This is a genomic window from Mycobacterium sp. Root135 (assembly GCF_001426545.1).
In the GTDB taxonomy this organism is placed as follows: domain Bacteria; phylum Actinomycetota; class Actinomycetes; order Mycobacteriales; family Mycobacteriaceae; genus Mycobacterium.
The window spans coordinates 532304-557815 of sequence record NZ_LMEZ01000009.1 but is presented as its reverse complement, the minus strand read 5'-3'; the positions used below and the strand labels follow the sequence as shown (position 1 = coordinate 557815).

General features: G+C 68.3%; 24 protein-coding genes. 14 read left to right on the top strand and 10 right to left on the bottom strand.

From position 1 onward, the window contains the following. Window positions 1–14: 14 nt before the first annotated feature. From ASD37_RS28365 to ASD37_RS28350, 4 genes are read left to right on the top strand one after another with little or no spacing between them, the layout of a single operon-like run. Window positions 15–905 (top strand): AIM24 family protein, encoded by an 891-nt coding sequence (locus ASD37_RS28365; protein ID WP_056559740.1) that lies wholly within the window; start codon window positions 15–17, stop codon window positions 903–905. Further along, window positions 902–2479, top strand: a complete 1578-nt coding sequence (locus tag ASD37_RS28360; protein WP_056559738.1) for a class I adenylate-forming enzyme family protein — start codon at window positions 902–904, stop codon at window positions 2477–2479. Before ASD37_RS28365 ends, ASD37_RS28360 begins: the two co-directional genes overlap by 4 nt. 42 nt (window positions 2480–2521) lie before the next feature. Further along, entirely contained in the window at window positions 2522–2734 is a 213-nt protein-coding gene (locus ASD37_RS28355; RefSeq protein WP_056559736.1) for a cation transporter, read from the top strand. Continuing rightward, window positions 2731–4890, top strand: a complete 2160-nt coding sequence (locus ASD37_RS28350; RefSeq protein WP_056559734.1) for a cation-translocating P-type ATPase — start codon at window positions 2731–2733, stop codon at window positions 4888–4890. The genes ASD37_RS28355 and ASD37_RS28350 overlap by 4 nt, the downstream gene beginning before the upstream one ends. Here the strand turns inward: ASD37_RS28350 and ASD37_RS28345 are convergent. After that, a complete protein-coding gene (locus tag ASD37_RS28345) occupies window positions 4838–5962 on the bottom strand; it encodes an adenylate/guanylate cyclase domain-containing protein (RefSeq protein WP_056559732.1) in 1125 nt (374 codons plus the stop codon). The two genes, ASD37_RS28350 and ASD37_RS28345, sit on opposite strands and share 53 nt — an antisense overlap. A gap of 90 nt (window positions 5963–6052) precedes the next feature. On the opposite strand from ASD37_RS28345, the gene ASD37_RS28340 reads away from it, so the two are divergent. The 4 genes from ASD37_RS28340 (at window position 6053) to ASD37_RS28325 (ending at window position 8802) form a co-directional block, all read left to right on the top strand. After that, a complete protein-coding gene (locus ASD37_RS28340) occupies window positions 6053–6808 on the top strand; it encodes a DUF899 family protein (RefSeq protein ID WP_056559730.1) in 756 nt (251 codons plus the stop codon). A gap of 27 nt (window positions 6809–6835) precedes the next feature. Further along, window positions 6836–7318 (top strand): DNA-deoxyinosine glycosylase, encoded by a 483-nt coding sequence (locus ASD37_RS28335; protein ID WP_056559728.1) that lies wholly within the window; start codon window positions 6836–6838, stop codon window positions 7316–7318. Window positions 7319–7444: 126 nt separating this feature from the next. Further along, the gene (locus ASD37_RS28330; protein WP_156721147.1) at window positions 7445–8353 is read left to right on the top strand and encodes a hypothetical protein; all 909 of its coding nucleotides are present in this window, start codon (window positions 7445–7447) and stop codon (window positions 8351–8353) included. A gap of 23 nt (window positions 8354–8376) precedes the next feature. Next, window positions 8377–8802 (top strand): HIT family protein, encoded by a 426-nt coding sequence (locus ASD37_RS28325; protein WP_056559724.1) that lies wholly within the window; start codon window positions 8377–8379, stop codon window positions 8800–8802. Here ASD37_RS28325 and ASD37_RS28320 read toward each other — a convergent pair. Genes ASD37_RS28320 through ASD37_RS28300 form a run of 5 tightly spaced genes read right to left on the bottom strand, consistent with a single transcriptional unit; the run spans window position 8791 to window position 13171 of the window. After that, window positions 8791–9750 carry an amidohydrolase family protein gene (locus ASD37_RS28320; RefSeq protein WP_056559722.1) on the bottom strand — a complete coding sequence of 320 codons (960 nt, stop codon included), beginning with the start codon at window positions 9748–9750 and terminating at the stop codon, window positions 8791–8793. The two genes, ASD37_RS28325 and ASD37_RS28320, sit on opposite strands and share 12 nt — an antisense overlap. Beyond that, window positions 9747–10484, bottom strand: a complete 738-nt coding sequence (locus tag ASD37_RS28315; protein WP_056559720.1) for an ABC transporter ATP-binding protein — start codon at window positions 10482–10484, stop codon at window positions 9747–9749. The genes ASD37_RS28320 and ASD37_RS28315 overlap by 4 nt, the downstream gene beginning before the upstream one ends. Window positions 10485–10524: 40 nt before the next feature. Beyond that, window positions 10525–11322, bottom strand: coding sequence for an ABC transporter permease (locus ASD37_RS28310; RefSeq protein WP_235568582.1), 798 nt, complete (start codon window positions 11320–11322; stop codon window positions 10525–10527). Continuing rightward, a complete protein-coding gene (locus ASD37_RS28305) occupies window positions 11319–12140 on the bottom strand; it encodes an ABC transporter permease (protein WP_082570482.1) in 822 nt (273 codons plus the stop codon). The genes ASD37_RS28310 and ASD37_RS28305 overlap by 4 nt, the downstream gene beginning before the upstream one ends. A gap of 5 nt (window positions 12141–12145) precedes the next feature. After that, window positions 12146–13171, bottom strand: coding sequence for an ABC transporter substrate-binding protein (locus ASD37_RS28300; protein ID WP_056559716.1), 1026 nt, complete (start codon window positions 13169–13171; stop codon window positions 12146–12148). 331 nt (window positions 13172–13502) lie between these two features. Between ASD37_RS28300 and ASD37_RS28295 the strand changes: the two genes are divergently transcribed. Then, window positions 13503–13952, top strand: a complete 450-nt coding sequence (locus ASD37_RS28295) for a nitroreductase family deazaflavin-dependent oxidoreductase (protein ID WP_056559714.1) — start codon at window positions 13503–13505, stop codon at window positions 13950–13952. Window positions 13953–13972: 20 nt separating this feature from the next. Here the strand turns inward: ASD37_RS28295 and ASD37_RS28290 are convergent, their stop codons facing one another. Together ASD37_RS28290 and ASD37_RS28285 are read right to left on the bottom strand one after the other, a co-directional pair. Next, window positions 13973–15025, bottom strand: a complete 1053-nt coding sequence (locus tag ASD37_RS28290) for an LLM class flavin-dependent oxidoreductase (RefSeq protein WP_056559712.1) — start codon at window positions 15023–15025, stop codon at window positions 13973–13975. A gap of 3 nt (window positions 15026–15028) precedes the next feature. Further along, the gene (locus ASD37_RS28285; protein ID WP_056559710.1) at window positions 15029–15880 is read right to left on the bottom strand and encodes a uracil-DNA glycosylase; all 852 of its coding nucleotides are present in this window, start codon (window positions 15878–15880) and stop codon (window positions 15029–15031) included. A 75-nt stretch (window positions 15881–15955) separates the two neighbouring features. Here ASD37_RS28285 and ASD37_RS28280 point away from each other — a divergent pair, with 75 nt between their 5' ends. From ASD37_RS28280 to ASD37_RS28260, 5 genes are all read left to right on the top strand, one after another. Next, window positions 15956–17176 (top strand): MFS transporter, encoded by a 1221-nt coding sequence (locus ASD37_RS28280; RefSeq protein ID WP_056559708.1) that lies wholly within the window; start codon window positions 15956–15958, stop codon window positions 17174–17176. A 73-nt stretch (window positions 17177–17249) separates the two neighbouring features. Beyond that, a complete protein-coding gene (locus tag ASD37_RS28275) occupies window positions 17250–18902 on the top strand; it encodes an L-lactate permease (RefSeq protein WP_056560040.1) in 1653 nt (550 codons plus the stop codon). 19 nt (window positions 18903–18921) lie between these two features. Beyond that, entirely contained in the window at window positions 18922–20289 is a 1368-nt protein-coding gene (locus tag ASD37_RS28270) for an FAD-linked oxidase C-terminal domain-containing protein (protein ID WP_156721146.1), read from the top strand. A gap of 121 nt (window positions 20290–20410) precedes the next feature. Continuing rightward, window positions 20411–21643, top strand: coding sequence for a cytochrome P450 (locus ASD37_RS28265; protein ID WP_056559702.1), 1233 nt, complete (start codon window positions 20411–20413; stop codon window positions 21641–21643). 1 nt (window position 21644) lies between these two features. Further along, window positions 21645–22223: a TetR/AcrR family transcriptional regulator gene (locus tag ASD37_RS28260; protein ID WP_056559699.1), complete on the top strand. Its 579-nt coding sequence runs from the start codon at window positions 21645–21647 to the stop codon at window positions 22221–22223. Here ASD37_RS28260 and ASD37_RS28255 read toward each other — a convergent pair whose 3' ends face one another. Then, complete coding sequence (locus ASD37_RS28255; RefSeq protein ID WP_056559695.1) at window positions 22224–24599, bottom strand: arylsulfatase; 2376 nt, start codon at window positions 24597–24599, stop codon at window positions 22224–22226. Window positions 24600–24716: 117 nt separating this feature from the next. After that, window positions 24717–25460, bottom strand: a complete 744-nt coding sequence (locus ASD37_RS28250) for a siderophore-interacting protein (protein ID WP_056559692.1) — start codon at window positions 25458–25460, stop codon at window positions 24717–24719. Window positions 25461–25512 lie beyond the last annotated feature (52 nt).

The following is a 25512-nucleotide window of genomic DNA, read 5'->3' as shown; positions in this document are numbered from 1 at the left end:
CAAGGAGTGACACGGTGACTGGACCCGGACAAGGAAGCTGGCAGCCCGACCCCGAGGGCCGCTACGACTACCGCTGGTGGGACGGCCAGGGATGGTCCGACCAGGTGTCGCACCAGGGCCAGGCCGGCCGGGCGCCATTGGGTGGCGCACCCTCGCCGCAAGCCCAGGCGCAGGTGCAGGACCAGGCCCCGCAGGCGTCGGTGTACGACCCCGGCCAGTCGGTCGGCGGCGACGGATTCGAGGGCATCACCGGCGACCTCGTCGACGGCCGGTTCAGCGAGAAGGAGTCCAAGCCGATCGCCAACCAGAACGCGAAGCTGCTTCGCGTCCGTCTCGGCGAGCCGTTCATGGCGCGCCAGGGCTCGATGGTCGCCTACCAGGGCAACGTCGACTTCTCCTTCGAAGGTGGTGGCGCGTCGAAGTTCATCAAGAAGGCGCTGACCGGCGAAGGCGTTCCGCTCATGCGATGCCAGGGGCAGGGCGACGTGTTCCTCGCCGAGCTCGCCCATGACGTACACCTGTTGAACCTGAACAACTCTGGTCTGTCGATCAGCGGCAAGAACGTGCTGGCGTTCTCGTCGAGTCTTCAGTGGAACATCGAGCGGGTGAAGGGCGGCAGCATGGCCACGGGTGGGCTGTTCAACACCACCCTGCGCGGCACCGGCTGGGTGGCACTGACCACCGACGGCCCCCCGGTGGTGCTGAACGCCGCCGAGGCGCCGACCTTTGCCGACACCAACGCCGTCGTCGCCTGGTCGGCGAACCTGCAGACGCAGTTGAAGGCGAGCTTCAAGGCGGGCGCGCTGATCGGCCGCGGCTCCGGCGAGGCGGTCCAGGTCTCGTTCCACGGCCAGGGCTTCGTCATCGTGCAGCCCTCGGAGGGCATTCAGATCCCGACCGCGTGACCGGCGTGTGGGGAACCGAAGTCCGGGACGGTACGTACGGCGGCCACCCAGGTCTGGTCTACGACACGACGCCGAACAGCTTTTCCGATCTGATGGCCGGCACCGAGGTGTGGACCGACAGGACGTTCCTCGTCCACGGTGAGCGCCGCGTGACCTTCGCCGGTTTCCGGGCCGCCGCCCAGGCAGCCAGGGCCTACCTCGCGGACCTCGGGATCCGCCCCGGTGACCGGGTCCTGGTGTTCGGCTACAACAGCCCCGAGTGGGTCGTCGCGCTGTGGGCGCTGTGGCTCGAGGGCGCGGTGCCGGTGCTGGCCAACCGGTGGTGGAGCGGTGCCGAAATCGACCACGCCGTAAGCATTCTCGCCCCGACGCACGTACTCGCCGACACCACGCTCGACCTGCCGGTGCCGGTCAGCCCACTCGGCGAGCTGCGCGCGGTGTTCGACGGATCCACGACCGAAGCCTCCCCCGCCGTCGGATCCGACGGCGACGCGGCCGCACTGGTCCTGTTCACTTCCGGCAGTTCTGGCATGCCGAAAGCCGTTGAGCTGTCTCGCCGTTCGGTGATCTACAACCAGCACGACATCATGCAGCGCACCGGCCGACTACCCCACCTGCTCGACGACGACTCCGTTCAGGTCGTCAGCCTGGCGACGACGCCGATGTTTCACGTCGGCGGGCTGTCGAGCCTGCTCACCCATTTCCTGACCGGCGGCAAGATCGTCATGACCGAAGGACGATTCGACGCGGGACGGATCCTCGCCCTGATCGAGCGCGAACGCATCCAGGTCTGGGGAGCGGTGCCCACCATGGCAATTCGCGTCCTCGAACATCCCGACTTCGCGTCTCGCGACCTGTCGAGCCTGAAGTCCTGGCCGTTGGGCGGGGCACCCGTCACCACCGCCCTGCTCGACCGGATCCGCACCAAGCTGCCGAAGCTGCGCGAACGAGGCCTGAGCAACACGTGGGGCATGACCGAAGCCGGTGGATTCCTTACCGTCGCCGACGCGCGCGACCTCGCGACCCACCCCGGGACGGTGGGACGGCCGTACCCCGTGGTCGAGATCCGGATCGCGAATCCCGACCGCGACGGCGTCGGCGAGGTGCTGGCCCGCTCGCCAACGGTGATGAACGGTTACGTCGGCGTGGATGCCGCGGTGAACGCCGAGACCGTCGACGCCGACGGCTGGCTGCACTCCGGCGACCTCGGGCACCTCACCGATGACGGCTATCTGTTCATCGACGGCAGGAGCAAGGACGTCGTCATCCGGGGTGGCGAGAACATCGCCTGCCCGCACGTCGAGGCGGCGATCGCGACCCATCCCGCCGTCGTCGAGGTGGCCGCGCTCGGCATCCCCCACCCCGACCTCGGCGAGGAGTTGGTGGCGGTGGTCGTCCACCAGGCCGGCGCCGCAGCGCCGACGGCCGAGGAGCTGGCCGGCCACGTCTCCGGCGTGTTGTCCTACTTCGCCATCCCGACGCGGTGGGAGATCCGGGCGCGGCCACTGCCGACGCTCGCCGGCGAGAAGGTGGACAAGAAGTCGCTGGCCGCGTCGTTCGCCACCGGTGACTGACACCTCAGTTACCCATACCCCCTATGGGTATATAGTGGCGGCATGAGCGTCTTGTTGGAAGTCCACGGCATGAGCTGCGCGCATTGCGTCGCATCCATCACCTCCGCGGTGTCTCCGCTGCCAGGAGTGACGGCCGTCGACGTGGAGTTGGAGGCCGGCACCGTACGAGTCGAGGGCACCCCCGACGTGGCCGCCGTCAGCGCGGCGATCGAGGACGCCGGGTACGACGTCACGACACCCACCACGACCGGATGAGCACCGTCACCCTCGCCGTCGAGGGCATGACGTGCGCCTCGTGCGCTGCGCGAATCGAGAAGCGGCTGAACAAGATCGACGGTGTGCGCGCGAACGTCAACTACGCGACCGAACAGGCCGCCGTCGACTTCGACGACGGCGTGACCACCGACGAGCTGGTGGCTGCCGTCCGAGCCACCGGATACACCGCGACGGTGGACCGCCCCAAGCGCAACCACGACGACGACTACCGGCGCCGGCTCGTCGCCTCCGCCGCACTGAGCGTGCCCGTGGTCGTCGTGTCGATGGTGGCGGCTTGGCAGTTCGCCGGCTGGCAGTGGTTCGCGCTCGCGCTGGCGACTCCCGTCGTCACCTGGGGCGCGTGGCCGTTTCACCGGGCCGCGGTCGTCAACCTGCGCCACGGCGCGACGACGATGGACACCCTGGTCTCGATCGGGGTGCTCGCCTCCTACCTGTGGTCGGCCCAGCAGGTCGTCGCGGGCGACGTGCACCACCAGCTGTACCTCGAGGTGGCCTCCGTCGTCACCACGTTCATCCTCGCCGGCCGCCACTTCGAGACAAGGGCCAAGACCCGTTCCGGCGCCGCGCTGAGAGCACTGCTGGACATGGGCGCCAAGGACGTCGCGGTCGTCAGGGGAATCAGCGAGGAGCGCATCCCCGTCGACCGCTTGATGGTTGGCGACGTGTTCGTGGTGCGGCCCGGCGAGAAGGTCGCCGCCGACGGCGTCGTCGTCAGCGGCGCATCGGCCGTCGACGCCTCGATGCTCACCGGTGAGTCGGTGCCGGTCGACGTGGCCGTCGGCGACCAGGTCACCGGTGCCACGATCAACGTCGGCGGACTGCTCCACGTCAGGACGACCCGCGTGGGCGCCGACACCCAGCTGGCCAGGATGGCTCGGCTGGTCGAGGAGGCCCAGAGCGGCAAGGCCGACGTGCAGAGGCTGGCAGACCGCATCTCCGCGATCTTCGTGCCCATCGTGATCGCCGTTGCCGCAGCGACGTTCGTCGGGTGGCTGCTGGCAGGCAGCTCGTCGGCCGCCGCGCTGACCGCCGCCGTCGCCGTCCTGATCATCGCCTGCCCCTGCGCGCTCGGCCTGGCGACCCCGACGGCGCTCCTGGTCGGCACCGGCCGGGGAGCCCAGCTCGGGATCCTCATCAAGGGACCGCAGGTGCTCGAGTCCACCCGGCGCGTCGACGCGATCGTGCTCGACAAGACGGGCACGGTGACGACGGGCCGCATGAGCGTCGTCGACGTCGTGGGAGACGACGAGACCCTGCGGCTTGCAGGCGCTCTGGAGCACGCCTCCGAACACCCGATCGGCCGCGCCGTCGCCACCCGAGCGGCCGACGCCGGCGCGCTGCCCCCGGTCGACGACTTCACCAACCACGGCGGCAGGGGCGTCGTGGGCGTCGTCGAGGGCCGGACCGTGGCCGCCGGACGCCTCACGTGGTTGCGCGACGAGCGCGCGCTGGTGCCGCCCGCCGATCTCGTCACCGCAGCCGCCGACGCCGAATCCCTTGGCCGCACGCCGGTGTGGATCGCCGTCGACGACGAGATCCGCGCCGTCGTCGTCGCCGCCGACACCGTGAAGGACTCTGCCGCAGAGGCGATCCGCGACATGCGCCGCCTCGGGCTGACACCGATCCTGTTGACCGGCGACAACGAGCGCGCGGCGCGGGCGGTCGCGGCGGAGGTCGGGATCGACGCCGTGATCGCCGAGGTGCTGCCCGCCGACAAGGTCGACCACGTCAAGCGGCTGCAGTCAGAGGGCCGGGTCGTCGCCATGGTCGGCGACGGCGTGAACGACGCGGCGGCCCTTGCACAAGCCGATCTGGGCTTGGCGATGGGCACCGGCACCGACGTCGCGATCGAGGCGTCGGACCTGACGCTCGTCACCGGTGACCTTCGGGCCGCAGCCGATGCCATCCGACTCTCGCGCGCCACCCTGCGCACCATCAAGGGCAACCTGTTCTGGGCGTTCGCCTACAACGTGGCGGCCATTCCGCTGGCCGCGCTGGGACTGCTCAACCCGATGATCGCCAGTGCTGCAATGGCTTTCAGTTCGGTGTTCGTGGTGAGCAACAGTCTGCGGCTGCGGCGGTTCACCCCGTCGCGCCAGCCCGGCGGGCTCGGAACAGCTTCACCTCGTCCTTGATGTTCTTGAGGCGCCGCGCGCCGGCAAAGGACCAGTCGAACTGGTCGGCCTCGCCGATGGCCTCGCGGGTGGACTCCGACACCAGAACGGCGCCGGGCCGCGACGCCCCCGTCACGCGACTGGCCAGGTTCACCGAGCTGCCGAACCAGTCACCCGCCCGGCTGACCGCCATCCCGGTGGCCAGCCCCACCCGCAGCCGTGGGAAGTCCTCGTCGGCCTCGGTGGCGTCCAGCAGATTCAGCACGGCGTCGAGCATCGCGACGGGATCGCTGCTGACGAGCATCACCTCGTCGCCGATGCTCTTGACGTAGCGAACCGGCGGCTCCGCGACCTCGCGCGCCACGTCGGCCAACCGGTGCGCGAGCTTCTCAAGGTCCTCGGGTGGAACGGCCTCCCCCAGCCGGGTGAAGCCGACGAGGTCGGCGAACGCGATCGTGACCAGCCGGGCACCCGGCAGCGGAAGTCCCTCCGCCCGTTCGGTATTGGTGACCGCCTCGGTCTCCATGATGTGAAGGAGCTGCAACCGCAGCGTGTCCTCGACCATCGGCCCGAGCAGCGGCGCCACCTGCGCCACCAATGCCTCGGTGGCCTTCGCGGTGTCGAGCTCGGTGGCGCCGGGTTTCAGCACCGCAGCCAAGGCGGCGTACCGCATCACCTCCGCCGCCCGAGTCAATCCCTCGGCGAGCACCTGCAGGATCAGCACCACCTGATCGGCGGTGATGCCGACGTCGAGGAACTTCCGCGCGTTGGCGAAGGCGTCTCCGTCGAATCTCGGAAACACGACGGCATCGGGGTCCTCCACCCGTGGCAAGCCGACCGCCCGCATCATCCGTTCCAGCAAGTCCAGGTCGAGGCCGGCGTCTTCGCCGATTTGCCGGGCCGACACCAGCGTCCCATCGTCCCCCATGGCACCGCGCGTGGCCAGCAGCATCGGGGCGAACGACTCGCGGATCCGTTCGGCGGTGTAGCCCTTGGAGACGAGCCACTCGACGAGCTCGGCCCGTTCGGTCCGTGCCGTGCCCTCCAACCCGTCCAGCAGGCCGGCCGCTTCCAGGTCCCCGAGGTCCTCCACCGGGTCAACGTATCCGACGGCATCCTGGCCGCGATGAGTTCCGGCCCGCAGACTCGTCCATACCGTTGACCGCTGTTCGAGGAGGACGCCATGACCACGCCTAACGGCCACCCACCCGTCGTCGACCTTGCCACCTGGCAGGCCGCTCGCGCCGAGCTGCTGGTCCGCGAGAAGGCCCACACCCGGGAGGGCGACGCCATCGCCGCCGCGCGCCGTCGGCTGCCGATGGTGGAGTTCGACGCCAGCGTCGAGGTCGTCGGAGCCTCGGGTCCCGTCCCGTTCCTCGAATTGTTCGACGGTAGAGACGAACTCGTCGTCTACAAACACATGTGGCATGACGGCGCACCGCACCAGGGCCAGTGCGGCGGCTGCACCACCACGGCCTGGCACGTGAAGGACGCCGTCTACCTCAACGCCCGTGGCGTCTCCTACGCCGTCCTGACCGAAGGCGCGTGGGACGAGGTGGCGCCCTACGTGGAGTTCATGGGCTACACCGAGCCCTGGTACTCGGTACGGGGCGTGGACGGTCCCGCCGGTGGCCCGATGGGCTACCTCACGTCCTACCTGCGCCTCGGCGACCGCACCTTCCTCACCTATTCGACGACCGCCAGGGGCAACGAACGGGTCAACGGCTCCATGGGCCTGCTCGACATGACGCCCTACGGTCGCGGCGAGGAATGGGAGGACAACCCCGACGGCTGGCCCGAGGGACGGCACTCCTGCTGGTCCTGGTGCGCGGACGCCGACGGGAACCCCACCTGGGGGCCGACCAGTCGACCGGTGCCGCAGTGGACCCGACCCGGCGCCACGCCGGTGACGACTCTCGGACGGCGCGACGGCGACTGACCACCGTTCTCTGGGAGGATCGCAGGAATGACCGAACCGCTGCGAGAAGGCCTTCCACCCGTCATCGGCGACGACGCCAGGGTGCTCATCCTCGGCTCGTTCCCCAGCGAACGGTCACTCGTCGCAGGCGAGTACTACGCCAACCGGCGCAATCAGTTCTGGCAGCTCATGGCCGGCCTGTTCGACATCGGCGTCGACCTGCCGTACCAGCAGCGGATCGACGCACTGACGGGTCACGGCGTCGCGCTGTGGGACGTCGTCCACCGATGCCGCCGAGTCGGCAGCATGGACGCCAAGATCGACAAGACGACGCTGGAAGTCAACGACTTCGGACCGCTGTTCGGCGAGCACCCGGGTATCCAGCGGATCTTCGTCAACGGGTTGACCGCCTTCGACTTGTTCGAAGCTCACGTGGAGTCCGGGCTACCCGCCGTGCGGTTGCCGTCGAGCAGCGGGGCGTTGCCGATGTCGTTTGCCGACAAACTGGACAGGTGGCGCGAGGCCGCCTGACGACCGACGCGCGTGGCAACCGCACCGCAAACCTCGACGGCGGTATCGTCGGGCGTCTACGCTTGAGTTCGTTGGCTCAGTTAACTCCGAGCCAATGTGAGGTCACCGGGTAGAGGAATCGGGCCCATGCCGATTGCAGTGCAGTTCGACCAGCCAGTTAGCGGCCGAATTCCTCGCGCCCTGGTGTACGGCGGCACCGTCAACGTCACCTCCCCGTCGCCCACCTCGGTCGCGTTCGCCATGTTCGCCAGGGAGCTGATCGGCGCCGCCTTCGGCGGCCGCAATCCCGAGTTGGCCCAGTTCGACCTTCTCCCCGCCGACCACGCCGCGATCCTCCGCTCGCTCACCCCACGGTTCACCCAACACCCCGAGTCCAGACGTTATGTCCAGGCGCTCGTGATGGAGCGCGGCTGCGACCCCGAGACCACCTATGTCGGCGTTCCCCGGCTTCGCGCGTGCACCGGCGACGAGCACCTCGTCGCGGGGCTCGACGCCTGGCGACCGCGTCGCGACACGTGGTGCGCCGCTCCCCTGGCTCAGCTCAACCACTGGATGCCGGTCTACGAGATCGCCGACGACGACGGCATCGCCCTTCACCTGGAGTACTTCAGCCAAGCCATCGCCAACGACTCCGCCGGCTACGACCACGCCGTGGGAACGTCAGCACCCCTGCCTGGCCCGACCGAGACCGTGAATCCGTTCTCGGCCAGTGCCTTCCTGACTCCCGTCGGGGGCGTGCTGCAGTTCTCCGGTCAGCACCTGTACTGCAGCGTCCCGACCGACAGTGACCGGACCCGCTTCTCGATCGACTTCGCGACGGTCGACGTCGAGGACATCAGGGCCGGCCTCGGCGCGCGCAACGTCGACTGCCGCTGCACCGGATCGTCGATTCGCGACTTCGTCCGCGCTGCCGATCTCGCGCCGATGCCCCGGGACGTGATCGCCATGCTCGACGACCGCCCTGAGACCGGCGGSGAGCCGGTATACGCACAACCGACCGAGCGCGTCTTCACTCCGACGTTCACGAAGGCCTGACGGCGAGCAACTACGGTGGCCGCATGCCCTGCGTGTTCTGCGCCATCGTCGCCGGTGACGCCCCGGCCATCCGCGTCTACGAGGACGACGAGTACCTCGCCATCCTCGACATTCGGCCCATCGTCCGCGGGCACGTGCTCGTCATCCCCAAGGCGCACACCGTGGATCTGACCGACACCCCGCCGGACACGGTCGCCGCCATGATGCGAATCGGTCAGCGTGTCGCGAAAGCGGCCCGCGCGTCGGACCTGCACGCCGACGGCAACAACATCGCCGTCAACGACGGGAAGGCGGCATTCCAGAGCGTCTTCCACATTCACCTGCACGTGGCGCCCCGCAAGAGCGGGGACAAGCTGTCCTTCGCCAAGGGCCTGGTGATCCGCCGCGATCCCGATCGTGACGCGACCGCCCGGATCCTGCGCGACGCGCTGAGTGTCCTAGAGCCCTAGGAACTTCCGCGCGTTGCTCTCGAGGGTGGCGTCGTCGATGCCTGCGGCGTGCGGCAACTCGAGGGGCTGCGGCAGGCCCATGTCGAACGGATAGTCGCTGCCGCACATCAGGTGCGTGGGATCCGACTGCGCGCGCAGCAGCTCAAGTGCTGCCGCATCGTGGGTCAGGGTGTCGAACCACAGCCCAGCGAAACCCTGACGTGGGGAACGGGTTTCCGCGCTACGGACGTCGGCCCGCTGCTTCCAGCCGTGCTCCCAGCGCCCCACCAGCGCCGGAGCGCAGCCACCGCCGTGCAGCATGCAGATCCGAAGGTCGGGCAGCTCCTCGAGCACACCACCAAGAACCAACGAGGCTGCAGCCGTGGTGGTTTCGACGGGATTACCGATCAGGTTGACGAGGTAGTAGGACGCCCACTCCGGCCGGGGCAGCTGCATCGGGTGCACCAGCACGGCGAGATCGCGTTCGGCGGCGAGGCGGAGCAGGTCGCGCATTGGCGCCACGTCGAACGACGTCGAGCCGAGAAGTGGCGGCACCGCGATCCCGCGGATCACGCCGCTTGCCGCGATCTGATCCATCTGCGCGCGTGCCGAATCGACGTCGTGCAGCGACACCAGGCCGAGCCCGAGAAGCCGGTCGTCGCTGTCGCGGCAGGCACCGGCCAGCGCGTCGTTGAAGTGCCCGACGTACTCGTCGACTCCAGGATCGTCGGCGACGGCGAAGGCGAACGGTGGCGCCGAAAGCACCCTCGTGCCCAGCCCGGCGGCGTCGGTGTCGGCGATCACGCGACGCGGATCGGTCATGGCCTCGGTTTCGATGTACAGCGGCAGTTCGCCGAGGAACATCTGACCGTCGCGGCCGTGCAGCGGAGGCAGCGGCGATCCGGGCGGGAGGCCGAACAGCTCCTCGGGTAGCCAGTGCGCGTGGACGTCGATCGGACCGGTGGTCATGCTGCTGCCTCCAATGTTTCAAAGCGCGCCAGCACTTCAGCTTGCAGAACCGCTACGGCGGGATCAGATGCCCGACGTGGGCGCGGCAGGTCTACGTCGATGACCTCGTGCACCCGACCGCCGGGCGCGAGGACCACGATGCGGTCCGACAGCTGTACGGCTTCGGTGACGTCATGGGTGACGAACATGACGGTCCGACGCGATTCCAGCCAGATCCGCTCCAGATGCTCCCGGAGCGTGCGCGACGTCATGGCGTCGAGGTGGGAGAACGGCTCGTCCATGAGCAGCACGTCGGGTTCGACGGCGAACGCGCGGGCAATGCCAATGCGTTGCTGCTGACCACCCGAGAGCTGCGACGGGAACCGGTCAGCGCAGTGACTCAGCCCGACGAGGTCGAGATAGTGCATCGCGCGTTCCTCCCAACCCTTCCGCTCGTGTTGAACGAAGCCGAGATTCTCCATCACCGTGCGCCACGGCAGCAGCCGGGGGTCCTGAAATACGTAGCCCACCTTGGCCTCTCGTCCGCCCGACCGCAGGCTCACGGTTCCGGAGGTCTGGGTCTCGATCCCCGAGACGATGTTGAGTAGCGTCGTCTTGCCGCTGCCCGACGGGCCGACGACTGAGACGAAGGTATCGCCCGAAATGGTCAGGTCGACACCATCGATGACGCGGGTGGTGGCACCCTTGCGGTCGTGAAACTCCTTGACTAGTCGTTGAATCTCTATGGAAGCCATGGTCTCTCGCTTTCTTGGTGAGGTGTTGAGGAGTGGATCGTCACGCCGAGCGCCAACGGGTGACGTAACGCTCGGCGGGGCCTAGGACCAACAGGTCGGCGATGACCAGGAGGAGGATGAAGACCAGTACCCAGGCAAAGAAGCCGTCAAGCTGGTTCGCGTCGTACCAGTAGCGAGAGCGCCAGCCGACGCCGGACGTCGCGCCGAACCACTCGGCGAGCAGGAGGCCGTTCCAGGCACTCATGATCGCGAACCGAATCGCGGCCACCGTCGACCCTGCGACCGCCGGTGCGACGATCTGCCGCAACACCTTTGCCCGCGGCACCCCGAACGCTCGTGCCATCAGAACCAGATCTGCCGGTACCGCCCGGGTTGCCTTGGCGATGTTGACGATCACGAACGGCAGGCCGGACAGAAAGACCGTCACGACCGGGGTGAGCCAGCCAAAGCCGAACCACATGGTGGTGAGCAGCGCCCAGATCACCGCGGGGATGGCGAGGGCGGCGGCGTTGACGTCGGAGAAGGCGATGTCGGCCCACTTCGACAGACCCATCCACACCCCGACCGCGGCGCCGACCACCAGCGCGAGCACCAGGCCGAGGGCGAAGCGGTTCATGCTGATCGCGAGGTTGCCCCAGAGCTGGCCGATGGCGGCCTCGGAGAGGAGGCTGTCGACGGTCTGCGCCGGCGACGGGATCCGGTTGCCGAATACGACGGCGAGCTGCCACGCGCCGAGGATCGTGAGCAGGGCGGCGCCGACGGCTGCCAGCGACGTCGACTGCCCGCGGAGCTGGCGGCGCCAGGCGGGTGCCGGGGACGAGAGTGCCTGGGTGATCACGAGATGTCCTTCCGCCATGCGAAGAAGCGGTTCTCGAGGTAGGCGAGTCCGCGTTCGATGAGGATCATGGCGACGATGAAGAGCGTGGTCCACGCCAGCATGTCGTCGACTTGGAATTCCTGGTAGGCCTTGCGGATCATGAAGCCGACGCCGTCGCTGGCGCCGAACACCTCGGTGAGTGCCTCGACCTTCCAGGCCATCGCGAATCCGTAACGCACGCCGGCGAAGACGAAGGTCACCAGCGCCGGCAGGTAGAGGTGGCGCAGAACGTCGCGCCGGTTGCGTTCGAAGGCCCGGCACATCGCCAGCAGGTTGCCGTCGACCGACCGCACCCCCTCGGCGACGTTCATCGCGATGAACGGCAGCGCGACGAGGGCTGAGACCACGATCGGTCCGCCCGCACCGACGCCGAAGATCAGCAGGCCGAAGACCGCGTACGTCAGACCCGGCATGTTGCCGAGGACGAACAGCGGCAGCGAGAAGTACGAGGACATGAATCGGCTTCGACCCATGAAGAATCCGATCACCAGGCCGAAGACCATGGCAATGGCGAATCCCACCGCGATCTTGCCGATGCTGGAGGCGAAGTTGGTAACCGCCTCCCCCGACAGCGTGATCGCGACGACGCGCTCGAAGACACCGAGCGGGCGCGGCAGGATCGGGTCGTCTATCCAAGCGGCCACGGCAGCCCAGGCGGCGATCGCGACGACGAGGGCGATACCGGAGACCAGCCACCTCCGCGGTCCCGTCGGCGCCGGCCGCGTCGCCGGCGGGGCCGGTTCCCGCGGCGCCGGATCGGCGTCCGGCGGCGTGATCATCTGCGTCACTTCGCAACTCCTTCGGTGGGCAGGAACTTCGGGTCGGCTTCGTCGTCACCGATGACGCCGGTCTCACGCATCAGGTCGAAGATGGAACTCTCGTCGTCGGCCCACTTCTGGTCGAAGCGCACGTCGTCGACCACCCAGTCGTGTTGGGTGACGTAGTCCTTCATGAACGCGATGTCCTCCGGCGTGTCGACGGCAAAGTGCTGTGGGTAGCGCTCGACCATCTCGTCGCGGTGCTGCTGCCACTCGGAAAGTCCACGCGTCCACAGGTCGAGGAACGCCGACACCTCTCCGGGATGGTCGTCGACCCAGTCCCTGCGGGCGACGAAGACGTTGCCCATCGGGCCGTCGTGGCCGGGGGCCTCGAGTTCGGCGAACACTTCGGCCGACGACTTACCGTCGTACAGCGGGCGGACCGTGCCCTCGCGGAGGTCCCGCGCCGACAGGTCGGGATAGCAGATGCAGGCGTCGATCTCGCCGCGCGCCAACAGGTTCGACAGGTTCTGGATGTCGGCGACCACGATCTCGTAGTCGTCGGCGAGGTTCACGTCGTGCATCTTCTTGAGCAGCGCGCTCCACACCAGGGTGCCCGAGACCGTCGTGAACACCCCAAGGCGCTTGCCCTTCATGTCCGCCAGTGTCTCGGCGGGGTCGTCGGCGCGCACCATGATGCGGCTGCGCTCGGAGTTGTAGCGGCCGATGATCGTGGTCTCCCGCTGCGTCTGCTCCTCAAGGCCCGGGACCTCGAACGACGCCGTCGAAATGATGTCGGCGTGGCCGCCCGCGAAGAGGCCAAACTCGTCCCACGTTGCGCTGCTCTCCACCTCGTACCCGGTGTCGCGTTGCCACTGTTCGACGATGCCGGTTTCGTTCATGTAGTCCCAGATCGGATCCGGCGCGAACGTGAAGCGAATGACGCCGTCGCGGGCCGCCCTCGATGAAGCGGGACCGCCCAATCCCGCGGCACAGCCTGCCGTCATGGCGACCACCGCCGCAGCAATCACCGCCGTCGCGCTGCGAACCATCCGAGTTCCTTGTCGCACGCGAACCTCCTGATCTGCATGTGACGGCAGTCACCGTCACAGCTCACGATGCGCGATCCGACCAGGTGGCAACAATGTCTGGCTCCACATACTTAAGCCCGTTGATGTGGCGCCGCCGACATCCCGATCGGACCTTCCATTCGAGCGTTGGCCGGCTGCGCCGGCCAGTATCGGAGAAGCGGTTCGCGCAACGGATCCGCATGCTGGAGGGCCTGACGGGCACGCGGCTGTCTCGACCGCGGGACTCGTTGCGCGTGACCTCCGCCCTCACGGTTGAGACGCGTCGCAGGACTCGGATGACAGACTGAGGTCCATGAGCACCATTCCCGTCTGGGAGCGCTACCTCGGCATTCCGCTTCTAAAAGTCCACGATGCGATCTACCGCAAGACCAACGGCTGGGTCGGACACAAGATCCCGGGGCAGGCACCGATCCTGCTGCTGCACACCGTCGGCGCGAAGACGGGCATCGCGCGCACGAACGCGCTGAGCTACGCCCTCGACGGCGGGGCCTACCACGTCGTCGCCTCCAAGAGCGGTGACCCCAAGGCGCCCGGGTGGTACTTCAACCTGAAGGCGAATCCGAAGGTCGAGATCAACGTCGGCCCCAAGCGGATGCCCGCCACGGCTCGCATCATCGACGCCGACGACCCGGACTACGCCCGGCTGTGGAAGTTGGTCAACGACAACAACTCCCAGCGCTATGACGGGTATCAGAAGCGCACGAAGCGACCGATCCCCATCATCGCGTTGCTGCCAAACTGACGGCTCGCCGTCGCGCCAAGCTAGAAGAGTTCCTTGGCGAGCAGCTCCAACGTCTGGTCGCGGGCCGGTGCGAGCCGGGGGTCGACACCGCGGAACGCCGAGCCGACGGCGTTGACCATCACCTCGTCGACGCCGAAGTGGGCGGCCAGTTCGCGGATCTGATCGGCTGCCTCCGTCGGAGAGCCCACGACGGCACGTTCCAGACCGGCGTCGACGACGGCCTCCTGCTGGAAGCTGAGCTCGACTTGCCGGGCGTCCTCGACCAGGTCGAGCGCGCGCAGCGGTTGGCCCGTGCGCAGGAACGCCATCATGTGCAGGTTCGGCAGCATCAGGTCCATCGCCTCCTCGCGGGTGGGCGCGACCGACGCGTTGACCGTCATGAACGTGATGGGCTCGGCGGCCAGGTCACTGGGCCGGAACTCCGAGCGGTAGGTGGCGAGCGCCTCCTCGGTGCCCTGCCCGGAGAAGTGATGGGCGAACACGTACGGCAGGCCCTTCGCGGCGGCCAGGTGCGCCGAGTACAGCGACGATCCGAGCAGCCACAGCCGCGGTTCGCTGGCGGCCGCAGGCGTCGCCTTGAGGACGTAGTTCTGGTCGAGCAGGCCCCTGCTGCGCACCGCCACCTTGACGCCGGTGGTGCTCATCAGCGCGGCGACGTCGTCGAGGTACTGGGGGAAGTTCTCGATGTCGGAATCGTCTCGGCCGGCGGCGCCGCGAAGCGCCATCGACGTCACGGGATCCGAACCGGGTGCCCGCCCGATGCCGAGGTCGATGCGGCCTGGCGCGGCGGCCTCCAGCAGTGCAAACTGCTCGGCGACGGCGAGAGGCGCGTGGTTGGGCAGCATCACCCCGCCGGAACCGAGCCGCACCTGTGTCGTCTGAGCAGCGAGGTAGGCCAGCACGACGGGCGGGCTGGTGGCCGCGACGGCGGGCATGTTGTGGTGTTCGGCCACCCAGTAGCGCGTATAGCCCAGCTCGTCGGCGGTCTTGGCGAGGTGCACCGTCGCCGCCAGCGCATCGGAGGTGGTCTGGTCGCTGCGGACCGGGACGAGGTCTAGTACCGAAAGTCGCACGCTTCATTCAACCGCCGGGTCGCCGGGATCGTTCCCGGCGGCGGCAATTCTCTTCGCCTCGGCGAACACGTCGTCGACCATGGCGGGGGTGAGCCGACCGGTGAAGGTGTTCTGCTGGCTGGGGTGAAAGCAGCCGATCAGCGCCACCTCACCGAGCGTCGCGACCGCGAGGTGGCCGAACTTGGGGAGCGGCCGGGGCACCGTGCCACCGCCGGCGCGCACCATGTCCAAGGCCACCTTCCACGCGAACCCGCCGAGCGCGACGATCGCGCGTACGCCGGGCCGCACCAGCCCCCACTCGGCGTCGAGCCACGGCGCACACGTCGCGCGCTCCTCCGGCGTCGGGGCGTTGTCCGGCGGTGCGCAGCGGACCGGCGCGACCATCCGGGTGTCGACCAGCGTCAAGCCGTCCGCGGCGTCGACGCTCAGCGGCGAGCTCGCCAGCCCGGCGCGGTAGAGCGCGGCGAACAGGAAGTCGCCGCTGCGGTCACCGGTGAACACCCGTCCCGTCCGGTTGGCGCCGTTGGCGGCCGGCGCCAGCCCCACGATCAGGATCGACGGCGTGGACGAGCCGAAGCCGGGCACCGGCCGTCCCCAATACGGTTCGTCGGCGAAGGACCGGCGCTTCTCGACGGCCACCTTCTCGCGCCAGGCCACCAACCGCGGGCAGGCCCGGCACACGCTGGACTCCGCGTCGAGGTCCTCGACCGTACGAGCGCCCTTGGCCAGCCTGCGCACCCGCGCCGGCGTCGTCGCCACCGCGGTGTCGGACCCGGCGGGATCACCCGGCCAGCCGGTCCCGGCAGGCACCGGCGAGTCGAAGAGCTCGCCGGTTCGCGGATGCGCCAGTCTCACCCCCTCACTGTGCACGTGCGGGAAAAGCGTTCGCGGATCGGGCTGACCCGCTGTTAGATTCAGCCCCGATAACCCATGATCAACACCACCCGGCGCCCCCTCTTCCTGATCTTCTTCGCGGCACTGACCGCCGGGGCGGGCAACGGAATCTCCCTCGTCGCATTTCCGTGGCTGGTGTTGCAGCGCAACGGTTCCGCGGTCGACGCCTCGATCGTGGCCCTGGCGGGGACGCTTCCGCTGCTGATCGCCACCCTGATGGCGGGCGCCGCGGTCGACTACCTGGGGCGCCGGCGGGTGTCGATGATCTCCGACGCGCTGTCCGCCCTGTCGGTTGCCGCGGTCCCGGTGATCGCGCTGACCTTCGGCGCCGACGCGATCAACGTGACGGTGCTGGCCGCGCTGGCCGCACTCGGCGCATTCTTCGATCCGGCCGGCATGACGGCGCGCGAGACCATGCTTCCCGAGGCATCCCAACGGGCGGGCTGGACGCTCGACCACGCCAACGGCGTCTACGAAGCGGTGTTCAACCTCGCCTACATCGTCGGACCCGGCGTCGGAGGCCTCCTGATCGCCACCCTGGGCGGCGTCGACACCATGTGGGTGACCGCCGGTGCCTTCGTGCTGTCCATCTCCGCCGTGGCGGTGCTGCGCCTCGAGGGGGCCGGCGTCCCCAATCGCGAGCACATGCCCCAGGTCTGGGCGGGCGTCGTCGAGGGTCTCAAGTTCGTCTGGAACACCCCGGTGTTGCGCACGCTGGCGTTCATCGACCTCACCGCCACGGGCCTGTACATGCCGATGGAGAGCGTGCTGTTCCCCAAGTACTTCACCGATCGCAGCGAGCCCGCGCACCTCGGGTGGGTGCTGGTGGCGCTGAGCGTGGGCGGACTGGTCGGCGCACTCGGCTACGCGGCGATGTCGAAGTACTCCAACCGTCGGACGATCATGCTCGTCGCGCTGCTGGTGCTCGGGGTGGCGATGACCGTCATCGCCTTCCTGCCGCCGCTGCCGGTGATCCTGGTGCTCTGCGCCGTCGTCGGGTTCGTCTACGGGCCGATCGCCCCGATCTACAACTACGTGATGCAGACCCAGGCGCCCGCGCACCTGCGCGGTCGGGTGGTCGGGGTGATGGGCTCGCTGGCGTACGCGGCGGGACCGCTCGGGCTGATCGTCGCCGGTCCGCTCGCCGACACCGCGGGCCTGCACGCGACGTTCCTGGCCCTGTCGCTGCCGATGCTGCTGCTCGGGTTGGCGGCGATCTTCCTGCCGGCGCTGCGGCACCTGGACCGCAATCCGTGATTCCGCGGTTTCCGACTGACCGGTTTGGGTAACCCCACCCTCTGATGTGACACACACCACAATCGAGGTCGCCGTGTATCAGCAAGTTCTCGATCCCGTTGCCGGCTCGCTCGCCTGGAGCGCGGTGGTGGCAGCCATCCCGCTGCTGCTGCTGTTCGTCCTGCTCGGCGCGCTCAAGATGACCGCGTGGGTGGCGTCGCTGATCTCGCTGGCGGTGTCGCTGGCAATCGCGATCGTCGTCTACGGCATGCCCGTCGGCCAGGCGTTGCTCGCCGGCACCGAGGGCGCAGCCTTCGGCTTCTTCCCCATCCTCTGGATCGTCATCAACGCCATCTGGGTGTACCAGATGACCGTCGAGACGGGCCATTTCGACGTCCTGCGGCGATCGTTCGCCAGCGTCAGCGACGACCAACGCGTCCAGGCGATCATCATCGCCTTCTCGTTCGGCGCGCTGATGGAGGCGCTGGCCGGCTTCGGCACCCCGGTCGCCGTGACCTCGGTGATGTTGATGGCGTTGGGCTTTCAGCCGATGAAGGCCGCGGTGCTCGCCCTGGTCGCTAACACCGCACCGGTCGCCTTCGGCGCGATGGCCACCCCGATCATCACCCTCGGCAGGGTCACCGAACTCCCGGTCGACACGCTCGGCGCGATGATCGGTCGCCAGACGCCACTGCTCGCGCTGTTCGTTCCGCTGGCCCTGGTGGCGATCGTGGACGGTCGGCACGGCCTCCGGCAGACCTGGCTCGTCGCGCTGGTCTGCGGCATCGTGTTCGCCGTCGCGCAGTACGCCACCTCCAACTTCGTGTCCGTGCCGCTGGCCGACGTGGTGGCGGCGCTGGCGTCCGCCGCGGCGGTGGTCGTCATGGTTCGAGTCCGGCGTCCGGCCCGCACCGCCGACGTCACCGCGCGGGTCGGCGCCTCGGGGACGGCCGAGGGGCCGGATGACCGACCTGACGACCTGCCTGACGATGCCGACGTCACCGATTCCAGGGCCGACGTGGTCAAGGCGTACGCGCCCTACGGGATCATCATCGCCGTCTTCGTCGTCTGCCAGATCAGCGTCGTAAAGAAGCTGCTGGACCGCGCCACGATCACCTTCAACTGGCCCGGCCTCGACGCGGTGGACGCCGACGGCGACCCCTTGAGCCTCGCCAAGTTCTCTCTCAACCTGCTCACCACACCCGGCACGCAAATGCTGGTGGCGGGCGTGCTGACCATGGTCGTGCTGCGGCTCTCGGTGCCACGTGCGGTCAAGGCCTACGGGGTGACGCTGCACCAGTTGCGGTGGGCGATCCTGACGGTGATGTTGGTGCTGGCGCTGGCCTTCGTGATGAACGTGTCCGGCCAGACCATCACCCTCGGCACCTGGATGGCGGGGGCCGGCTCGGCGTTCGCGCTGCTGTCGCCGATCCTCGGCTGGCTGGGCGTCGCGGTGACCGGCTCCGACACGTCGGCGAACTCGTTGTTCGGCGCCCTGCAGGTCACCGCCGCGAACCAAGCCGGGCTCTCCGAGGTTCTGATGGCCGCCTCCAACAGTTCCGGCGGTGTGCTCGGCAAGATGATCTCCCCGCAGAACCTGGCCATCGCCGCGGCGGCGGTCGGGCTCAACGGCAAGGAAGGCGAGATCTTCCGCAGGGTGGTCCTCTGGAGTCTCGGCTTCCTGCTCGTCCTCTGCGCGTTGTCGGCGCTGCAGGCCTCGCCGGTCTTGTCGTGGATGGTGCCGTGAGACTCGTAGCATCGAACCCGTGAGCGCTGACATGCTGGCTGACCTGATCGCCGAACTGCCCGAGGGCACCGTCGTCGTCGACCCCGACATCGTCGCGTCCTACCGGCACGACCGCGCCGCCGACCCCAACGCGGGCACCGCAATGGCGGTCGTCCGACCGCGCCGCACCGAAGAGGTGCAAGCCGTAATGCGTTGGGCCACCGCCCATCGCGTACCCGTGGTCCCCCGCGGCGCAGGCACCGGGCTATCCGGAGGCGCGACGGCGCTGGACGGCGGGATCGTGCTGTCGACCGAACGCATGCGTGACATCACCGTCGACCCCGTGACGCGGACCGCCGTCACGCAACCGGGCCTGTTCAACGCCGAGGTGAAGAAGGCCGTCGCCGAGTACGGCCTGTGGTATCCGCCAGACCCCTCGTCGTATGAGATATGCAGCATCGGCGGCAACATCGCCACCAACGCCGGCGGGCTCTGCTGCGTGAAGTACGGCGTTACAACCGATTACGTCCTCGGTCTGCAGGTGGTGCTGGCCGACGGTACCGCCGTCCGGCTGGGCGGTCCGCGCCTCAAGGACGTCGCGGGACTGAGCCTGACCAAGCTGTTCGTCGGCAGCGAGGGCACGCTCGGCATCGTCACCGAGGTGACGCTCAAGCTGCTACCCACCCAGCATCGCGGCTGCACCGTCGTCGCGTCGTTCGACGACGTCGCGGCCGCCGCCGACGCCGTCGTCACCATCACCGGCAAGATCCGGCCGTCGATGCTGGAGTTCATGGACAAGGTCGCCATCAACGCCGTCGAGGACAAACTGAAGATGGGGCTCAACCGCAACGCCGCGGCGATGATGGTCGCGGCGTCCGACGACCGCGGTCCCGCCGGCTCGGAGGACGCCGAGTACATGGCGCGGGTGTTCACCGAAGCCGGTGCGACGGAGGTCTATTCGACGTCCGACCCCGACGAGGGAGACGCCTTCGTGGCGGCGCGGCGCTACGCGATCCCGGCGGTCGAGGCGAAGGGGTCACTGTTGCTGGAGGACGTCGGCGTGCCGCTGCCTGCGCTGGCCGACCTGGTGGCGGGTGTCGAGAAGCTCGCCGAGCAGCACCAGCTGATGATCTCGGTGATCGCGCACGCCGGTGACGGCAACACCCATCCGTTGATCGTGTTCGATCCGTCCAACGCCGACGAGGCCGCCCGCGCACAGACCGCATTCGGCGAGATCATGGACCTCGCCGTCGGGCTGGGCGGCACCATCACCGGAGAGCACGGCGTCGGCAGGCTGAAGCGACCGTGGCTGGCCGGCTACCTCGGGCCCGAGGCGATGGAGCTCAACCGTCGCATCAAGAAGGCTCTCGACCCCGACGACATCCTCAACCCCGGCGCGGCCCTCTAGCTCGCCGGCCTTACCGCGAGTTCTGCGCGAGGGCGGCGATCCGCGACATGTGGCGACCCTGGCGCAGAAGTCGGCGCGCTCGACGGTTGACATGAGAGCTGACGTGTCGCAATCATGAGACATGTCGACCGTGATGTCTCATTCCGAGGTTCGCTTCGAACTCGCCACGGCGGCCACCTGGCCCGACCCCTGGCCCATGTACCGGTCGCTGCGCGACCACGACCCGGTGCACCACGTGGTCCCCGAGGGCGCGCCGGACCACGACTACTACGTGCTGTCGCGGCACGCCGACGTCTTCGCTGCCGCCCGCGACCACCAGACGTTCTCGTCGGCCCACGGGTTGACGGTCAACTACGGTGAGCTGGAAGTGCTTGGCCTGGTGGACAACCCGCCGATGGTCATGCAAGACCCACCGGGGCACACCGAGTTTCGCAAGCTCGTGTCCCGCGGATTCACGCCGCGCCAGGTGGAATCCGTAGAACCGTCGGTGCGCCAGTACGTGCGCGAGCGGGTGGAGCGACTACGTGCCAACGGCGGCGGCGACGTCGTGGCCGAACTGTTCAAGCCGCTACCGTCGATGGTGGTCGCCCATTACCTCGGAGTGCCCGAGGCCGACCGCGACAGGTTCGACGGGTGGACCGAGGCCATCGTCGCCGCCAACACCGCCGACGGCGGCATCGTCGGAGCACTGGACACCCTCGGGGAGATGATGGAGTACTTCACGGCCCTGATCGAACGCCGACGCGTCCAACCGCTGAATGGCTCGGACGACACCATCTCCCACCTGGTGGCGGCCGGGATCGGGGCCGACGGCGACGTCGCGGGCGTGCTGTCGATTCTGGCGTTCGCCTTCACGATGGTCACCGGCGGCAACGACACCACCACCGGCATGCTCGGCGGTTCGGTGCAGCTGCTGCATCAGCGGCCCGACCAACGCCAACTCCTCGTCGAGAATCCCTCGCTGATAAGCGATTCCGTCGACGAATTCCTGCGCCTCACCTCGCCGGTCCAGATGCTGGGCCGCACGGTGACCCGCGACGTGACCATCGGCGACACCACCATTCCGCAGGGGCGGCGCGCGATGCTGCTCTACGGTTCCGGCAACCGCGACGACCGCCAGTACGGTCCCGACGCCGAAGACCTCGACGTGACCCGCAAGCCCCGGAACATCCTCACCTTCAGCCACGGCGCGCACCACTGCCTCGGCGCCGCGGCTGCACGCATGCAGTCGCGCGTCGCTCTCGAGGAGCTCCTGTCCGTCATCCCCGACTTCGCGGTCGACGAGGACGACATCGTCTGGGCCGGAGGCAGTTACGTGCGCCGACCGCTGTCGATGCCCTTCCGGGTCGGCTGAGATGGCGGACTGGCTTGGTGAGCGACGAGTCGAGGCTGCCGCCGACCGGATTCTCGACGCGGCCGAAGCACTGTTCACCCGGCACGGCGCCGCGCGCGTCGGCATGAACGACGTCGCGACGGCGGCGGGGTGTTCACGCGCAACGCTGTACCGCTACTTCGAGAACCGCGACGCCCTCCACACCGCCTACGTGCACCGTGAGGCACACCGGGTGTTCCGCGAACTCGGTGACCGCATCGCGGGGATCACCGATCCGCGCGAACGGTTGCTCGAGGCCGTCCTGGTGACGCTGAGCAGTGTTCGCGAAAGCCCCTCCCTGTCAGCGTGGTTCGCCACCACCGAGCGCCCGATCGGCGGCGAAATGGCCGACCGGTCCGAGGTCATCGAGGCCATGGCCACGTCGTTCCTCGCGTCACTGGGCGTCGACGACGTCGAGTCGCGCGCCCGCTGGCTGGTGCGAATCATCGTGTCGCTGTTGACGTTTCCCGGTCGCGACGCTGCCGACGAACGACGGATGCTCGAGGAGTTCGTGCTCCCCGCCGTCGCCGACGTGGCCACCAATGGCAACCGGGTCCGCTGACTACTGCCTGGCCATCGCGACGCGGAAGCGTTCCTCGGGGTCGACGTAGTGGTCGGCGTCCTTGGCGTCCTCACCGAGATCGATCTGCACCCAGGCAATCTTGCCGTTGAATCGACTCGAGCCGTGGGTGTAGTCGGGGCTGACCATGGTGCCGGTCTCACGCCCCACGTCGGTGGTCTCGTCGGCGGAGAAGACGACGCCCTGGGTCAGGTCGACTCGACCGGTGCCGACGTCGGTGCCGTCGTAGAATAGCGTGACGGTGCCACCCTTGCCCATTCCACCACCGTCATAGGCGAATTCGGCACGCAGCTGCGTCTTGCCCGTCGGTATCGGGGCCGTGGCGTCGATCCTGGAGGACGTGATGCCAAGGACGTTGTAGTAGAACGTGGCACGCCCTTCGTGGGCGTATAAGGCCCACCCGCCGAATCGACCGCCCTGCGCGATCACGACTCCCCGCGCGCCGTCCTCGGGCACGTCGAGGTCGGCGGTGACGGCGAAGGACTTGTTCTTGATGTCGAGGACGCTGTTCTCCGACAGTCGACCCATGCCTCCGAACAGCAGTTGGGTGTTGCCCTTGATGAGGGTGGGCCGCCCCGCGAGGTCGGGAATGAACCGTTCGATCTGACGGTCGTCCAGCGGGAGGACGTTGTACTTGACCGCTTCGATCAGCCAGAGTCGCTGCAGCTCGTGGAGCCTGTCGGGCAGTTCCTTGGACAGGTCGTTGGCCTGGGTCCAATCGGAGTTTCCGTCGTACAGTTCCCACACGTCGTCGTCGAAGGCCGGCATCACCGCCCCGCCCATCTCCCAGGGGGTGCGGTGCTTGGTGACCGCACTCCACCCCTGGTGGTAAATGCCGCGGTTGCAGAACATTTCGAAGTACTGCGTCTGGTGGCGTTCGGGGGCGTCGGCGTCGTTGAAGCTGTAGAGCATGCTCGTACCCTCATACGGGCTCTGCATGACGCCGTTGACCAACGTCGGGGACGGGATGCCCGCGGCCTCCAGGACGGTGGGGGCGAAGTCGATCACGTGGGCGAACTGGTTACGGTGCCCGCTCTCGGCCTGAATGCCGTTGGGCCAGTGCACGATCGTTCCGTTGCGGGTGCCACCCCAGTGCGACGCGACCTGCTTGGTCCACTGGTAGGGCGTATCCATCGCCCAGGCCCATCCCACCGCGTAGTGCCCGTAGGAACCCTCCCCACCGAACTCGTCGAGCTTGGAGAGCAGGAATTCGGGGGTCTCGATGGCGGCCATTCCGTTGAAGTTCGCCATCTCGTTGAACGCACCCTGCAGCGTGCCCTCCGCCGAGGCTCCGTTGTCACCGACGATGAGGTAGACCAACGTGTCGTCGAGCACCGGTCCCAGCGCGTCGAGCAAGCGGCCGACGTGATGGTCGGTGTGTTCCATGAAGGCGGCATAGACCTCCATCTGACGCTCCAACACGGGCCGCAATGCCGAGTCCATGTCGTCCCAGGCCGGGATCTCCGCGTGGCGCGGGGTCAGTACGGCGTCTTCCGGAATCACGCCGAGTTCCCTCTGGCGTTCGAAGGTGATCTCGCGCTGGCGATCCCAGCCATGGGCGAATTTGCCCCGGTACTTCTCGATCCACTCGGCGGGGACCTGATGCGGCGCGTGGGTGGCCCCCGGCGCGAAGTACATGAAGAACGGCTTGTCGGGCAGGAGCGCCTTCTGCTGGCTCACCCAGCTGATCGCCTTGTCCGTCAGGTCCTCGGTCAGGTGGTATCCCTCGGCCGCGGTCTTCGGCGGCTCGATCGGCGTCGTCCCCTCGTAGAGGGCCGGATCCCACTGATTGTTCTCACCGCCGATGAAACCGTAGAAGTACTCGAAGCCGCCTCCTCCGCTCGGCCAGGCGGTGAACGGCCCCGCCGGGCTGGCCTGCCAGACGGGCACCTCGTGGCACTTGCCGAACTGCGCCGTGGAGTAGCCGTTGAGCTTCAGCGTCAGCGGCAGAGGCGCCTTGGTGTTCGGCAGCACCGAGCTGTAACCCGGTGCTGCCGTGGCAGCCTCGGTGATGCACCCCATGCCGACGGAGTGGTGGTTGCGGCCGGTCAACAACGCCTGCCGCGTCGGGGAACACAACGCCGTGGTGTGAAAACGGTTGTACTTCAACCCTCCTGACGCGAGCTTCTCGAAGTTGGGCGTCTCACACGGGCCGCCGAACGCGCTGCTGGCGCCGAAGCCGACGTCGTCGATCAGGATGACGAGCACGTTGGGCGCGCCGTCGGGCGGACGCACGTCCTTGATCGGCGGATAGCTGGTGTCCGGGTCCTTCGCGTCGTAGGTCGTCAGGCCGACCTGGGCGACGTCGGGGATCGGCAGAATGTCGCGCCGAACCTGCGCCCGTTCCGTAGCAGTCATGGGGCCGTCCGCTCGCCGAAGGGACCGCCGCGCTGCGGCGATGGGCCACAGCGTAGGCGCCTGCTGCCCTCCCCGCGGGACATTCCTCGCCGGAGTTGATCTTGACTCGAGTGGGCGTCAGCCCGCCCAGTAGGCCTGCGCCTTGACGGCCTTGCGAGGTATTCCGTAGTCCTCGCGGAGGATCTTGGCGACCGCCCGGGTGGTGCGGTTGTCACAGGCCACCCAGCCGAAGTGGTCGGGCGCCGGGAAGGCCGACGATCGGACGGCCTCGACCAACGCCTCGCCGCCGTTCTTGCGGTCGACCCACGTGACGTCGCCCCCGGTGACGGGGAGTTCGCGGTCGTCGTCGTGGGAGGACTCGAGGAAGACCCTGGCCGGCACGTCGGTGCCACTCCCCGTCGCTTCGCTCGCCCGGGCTTTGGCGTCGAGCAGCGAGTTGATCGCCGGCAACGACGCCGTGTCACCGACGACGACGTAACCCGCGGGCGCGGGTTCCGGGAGGGTGAAGTTGCTTCCGAGGACCGTGACCTCGAGGGTGTCGCCAGGTGTGGCGGCCCTGGCCCAGGCCGTCGCCAGTCCGTCGTGCATGGCGAACTCGACGTCCAGCGTCCCGGCCTCGGGATCGGGGTTGACCAGCGTGTAGCCCCGCTGATGTGACTTGTTGCCGTCGGGGAACCAGCCGCGGACCCACATCGTCGGATGGATCGGGCGCTCGGCGAGCAACTCCTTGGCGAGGAAGTGCAGGCGGAGGTAGTTCGGCGTCACCTCGGTGCGACCTGTGACCGTCAGGGCGTAATCGCCTCCGCGCCAGAGCTTTACGAGCGCACCGGTAAATCCGCGGGATGTCTTGTGTTCGGCCATGACGTCTCCAATCGACTTAGGTAACCCTAACTCAATTGGCGTGGCGGGCGGT

Coding starts and splice junctions, on each gene's coding strand:
- ASD37_RS28355 (WP_056559736.1), top strand. CDS start 2,522: ATGAGCGTCTTGTTGGAAGTCCACGGCATGAGCTGCGCGCATTGCGTC.
- ASD37_RS28350 (WP_056559734.1), top strand. CDS start 2,731: ATGAGCACCGTCACCCTCGCCGTCGAGGGCATGACGTGCGCCTCGTGC.
- ASD37_RS28340 (WP_056559730.1), top strand. CDS start 6,053: ATGACCACGCCTAACGGCCACCCACCCGTCGTCGACCTTGCCACCTGG.
- ASD37_RS28335 (WP_056559728.1), top strand. CDS start 6,836: ATGACCGAACCGCTGCGAGAAGGCCTTCCACCCGTCATCGGCGACGAC.
- ASD37_RS28325 (WP_056559724.1), top strand. CDS start 8,377: ATGCCCTGCGTGTTCTGCGCCATCGTCGCCGGTGACGCCCCGGCCATC.
- ASD37_RS28320 (WP_056559722.1), bottom strand. CDS start 9,750: ATGACCACCGGTCCGATCGACGTCCACGCGCACTGGCTACCCGAGGAG.
- ASD37_RS28315 (WP_056559720.1), bottom strand. CDS start 10,484: ATGGCTTCCATAGAGATTCAACGACTAGTCAAGGAGTTTCACGACCGC.
- ASD37_RS28305 (WP_082570482.1), bottom strand. CDS start 12,140: ATGATCACGCCGCCGGACGCCGATCCGGCGCCGCGGGAACCGGCCCCG.
- ASD37_RS28300 (WP_056559716.1), bottom strand. CDS start 13,171: ATGGTTCGCAGCGCGACGGCGGTGATTGCTGCGGCGGTGGTCGCCATG.
- ASD37_RS28295 (WP_056559714.1), top strand. CDS start 13,503: ATGAGCACCATTCCCGTCTGGGAGCGCTACCTCGGCATTCCGCTTCTA.
- ASD37_RS28280 (WP_056559708.1), top strand. CDS start 15,956: ATGATCAACACCACCCGGCGCCCCCTCTTCCTGATCTTCTTCGCGGCA.
- ASD37_RS28265 (WP_056559702.1), top strand. CDS start 20,411: ATGTCGACCGTGATGTCTCATTCCGAGGTTCGCTTCGAACTCGCCACG.
- ASD37_RS28260 (WP_056559699.1), top strand. CDS start 21,645: ATGGCGGACTGGCTTGGTGAGCGACGAGTCGAGGCTGCCGCCGACCGG.
- ASD37_RS28255 (WP_056559695.1), bottom strand. CDS start 24,599: ATGACTGCTACGGAACGGGCGCAGGTTCGGCGCGACATTCTGCCGATC.
- ASD37_RS28250 (WP_056559692.1), bottom strand. CDS start 25,460: ATGGCCGAACACAAGACATCCCGCGGATTTACCGGTGCGCTCGTAAAG.